Genomic DNA, 3173 nt, shown 5'->3' on the forward strand with positions numbered 1-3173 from the left:
CGCTGAGTATCGTTGGACGAGCTACCGAGCAAATGCACAGCTGGAACCTTCAGCACTTATAACGCCTCATGATTGTTATAAAGAATTGGGTAGTAATGTCGATCAGAGGGCTGAGGCGTATCGTCGTCTTTTCAAGGATGAGCTTCAGCAAGAAGTAATCGACCAAATCAGAGATGCTACAAATGGAAATTACGTATTCGGAACGGGAAAGTTTGCGTCGCAGATAGCACAAGCTTTGGGTAAGCGAACAGTTAGAGGATTCGCTGGCCGCCCAAAGAGATGATTTTCAAACGTCAATTGTGGTCTGACCCCTATTTTCTCTGGGCGGTAGCGTCGGGGGCGCGTTGGCGGGAGCGGCAGCGCCGTATCTGGCAGAAACAATCAGGGACAGGACCAAGGGCGACCCCACAGCCAATCTGATGGCCCATGCGGTACTGGGTGCTGTGCTCGCCAAGGCTGGCGGTAACTCAGCACTTGCTGGCGCAGCCGGTGCTGTTGCGGCGGAGGAAACCGCACGTCTGATCAAAGAGAACCTGTATGGCGATGTCAGTAACGAGAACCTGACCCAGGCGCAAAAGCAGACGATCTCCAGCCTCGCGACCTTGGCGGGTGGCCTTTCAGGATCGTTGTCCGGCAAGGGCGCACTGGATGCGGTGGCAGCAGCTCAGGTTGGGAAGAATGCGGTTGAGAATAACTATCTCAGCGTGCCGGAAGCGACCCGTAAGTTTGTGCTTTCACGCAAGCAAATGCTGGGCACCATCACTGAAGATGAACAGGACGAACTCGCCTACATAGACGTTATCGATAAAAGTCGAGACGAAGCGATTCGTGGGGCGTGCACTGCCGGGAATTTATCCAGTACCGCGTGCGGCAACTTGATTGCCCCTGCTCAGAAAGCCCTCGACGGATATGGGGAAAATGTCGCGTACAACTTACTTTATAAAGATGTTTACCGTGTTGATGCGGCGAATGCGGAAGCCGTCCTCCGGGGTTTGGACGCCGATAGCATTCTCCGCGACATCGTAATAACGGACCTCGCGAGCCGCTCTGAAAAGACGCGGGCGGAAGTTGAGCAGCAGTATGACTTTGTCATGACGATGCATGCAATCACGGTGGCGATGGCTGGTGGGTACGGATTAAAAGGGCTAACCTCCGGTGTAAAAGTGCCTGCATCGACTTTGATTACTGGAGAGACCAAAGTTGTCGGCGCAAAAGACGCTGCGTCCAGGAATGCGAATGCAACAAGCATGCTTACGGATTCGGAAGCCGCTGCGCTGGTCGAGAGAAATGTAATAGAAGGAACGGCTAAGGGAGCTGCACCAAAAGTGGCGGCAGAGGGAAAGGTAGGAGGGCAGACCTTCCAAGATGTCAATCAAACCTCTCGTCCGCTCAATGAAGCGGACCCAAAAATACCGTCGTTGATCACGGATAGAATTGCAGATAAAGCCGCGACGAATCCTGGCAAGCTTTATCCAAACGGAAATATGAAAGATGCCCACGCTGAAATTGGTGTGATTCAGCAAGCATATAGCTCTGGTAAAACCGCCGGAGCGGACATGTCCATGACAGTTGCAGGAAAGGATGTATGCGGATTCTGCAAAGGTGACATAGCCGCTGCCGCAGAAAAGGCTGAGTTGAAATCTTTAACCGTAAGAGCTATAGATGATAAAACAGGACTTCCGAAAAATTATTACTGGGAGTCAGGTATGAAGTCCATAAAGGAGAAAAAATAGATGATAATTGGAGGGTATACGCTTAGTCCTGAACACGGTAGATTGCAAATCCCTCTTGTTCATCAGCCGACTATGGAAGATGTTAAATCGATTATATATGAATATAGTAAATTCGATGGCGTCACTTCATTGTCTATTACCCCTGCACCTGAAGCTGGGCCTTACGAAATCAATCTTTATGCTGATTCTGGAAATTATCTTCTGATGTTAAATCAATATCTGGATGATGGGGGGCACGTTGTACGCACCCTTAATAATACGTCGGCCGGAACAAAACTGATTGATATTCTGGGTGATTGCTATCAAGCGAATTCAATTACGAGAGATATAGGGGTCGTTATTTCTTGTTTTCAAGAGTTTTTAAGCTCTGGTGATGTAAGTTTATCAGTATTAAATGTGTAGAGCAAAAAAAAAGGTGCAAGTAGAATACAGGGTTAGGTGCAAAAGCTACAGGCGCTGCTGCAGAAAAGGTAGATGATGTTGTAGCTCCATCGTCTAAACCTGAATGGTTGCAGCGGCTTGATGCGGGTAATGAGTTTAATAAGGAAATAGGGGTCAGACCACGATTAGTGCACCAATGTATATTGGTGGTCTGACCCCTATTTCTCGAATTGTCGACTCTGATCCTGCTTTACGCGATGCTTTGCAAGCGGCGTTGGATTCAGGAAAAGCCAAGGTTCAAGGTGTAACAGTCAAAGTCGGTGTTCCCGCCCCCAGTAAAACAGGTGTAGCAGAATTTAAGGTGGAACCATGGACCAAGAAGTAATTCAGTGCGAGCGCTCGGGCGTAAACCCGAAATGGACCTCCTTCAAAAGTGTGCTGGGGCGCATAGCCAAGGGGCCACACGTCTCAGATGAATACGAGTTGAATGGCATCCGTGAATATGTTGAGCGCGGCGATGCATTTGCGAAGCCATCAATGCCTGTACCGAATAGTGACAACGTTACGCGTAGTAGCTCCGAATGGATGGCCGTCACACGAGCCCACAAGGTATTGGCAACCGCACCAGATAACCCGCAATGGCTTCTGGAATTGGCCCATTGGCTGCGCTATTACCAAGTAGGAATTTGGCAGTTGTTCTTCTGGGCGGGTCAGTTCGACATTATTGCCAAAGCGGCAGGCAATGATCGACGCCGCCAAAACTACAGCATCCAAACCGCCACCAATATGATGGCCGCCATGGCGATCCTAGGCTGGAAGGATGCCGTCATCGATCAGGGCTATCTCACCCATGCGGCTCTCAATCGTGGGCATCAATTAGTGATTGAGTACGAAGAGCAACACCGCCGCGCCCAAGCCTTTATGCTGCGGACGAAATCGGGGTCAGACCACGTTTTCAGCGAAATCCATACAAGTGTTTAACTTTTTTGTGATGTTTCATTAACGTATATAACGGTTTCCGCTATTTATAACGATTCGTGCTCTTTAAAAATTTGATTT

At 49.3% G+C, this 3173-nt stretch carries 2 protein-coding genes and 2 pseudogenes; all 4 read left to right on the forward strand.

The window, feature by feature from the left end; genetic code table 11:
- A pseudogene (locus tag AACY36_RS28060) lies at positions 1-283 on the forward strand (transposase); the annotation flags it as partial.
- Positions 284-419: 136 nt separating this feature from the next.
- Entirely contained in the window at positions 420-1733 is a 1314-nt protein-coding gene (locus AACY36_RS28065) for a VENN motif pre-toxin domain-containing protein (protein WP_339421374.1), read from the forward strand.
- Entirely contained in the window at positions 1734-2135 is a 402-nt protein-coding gene (locus tag AACY36_RS28070) for a DUF6911 family protein (RefSeq protein WP_339421376.1), read from the forward strand.
- 672 nt (positions 2136-2807) lie between these two features.
- Positions 2808-3044 (forward strand): annotated as a pseudogene (locus AACY36_RS28075) (hypothetical protein); the annotation flags it as partial.
- Between the last annotated feature and the right edge of the window lie 129 nt (positions 3045-3173).

This window comes from Pseudomonas sp. EA_15y_Pfl1_P101, assembly GCF_963970835.1.
Classification (GTDB): domain Bacteria; phylum Pseudomonadota; class Gammaproteobacteria; order Pseudomonadales; family Pseudomonadaceae; genus Aquipseudomonas; species Aquipseudomonas tritici.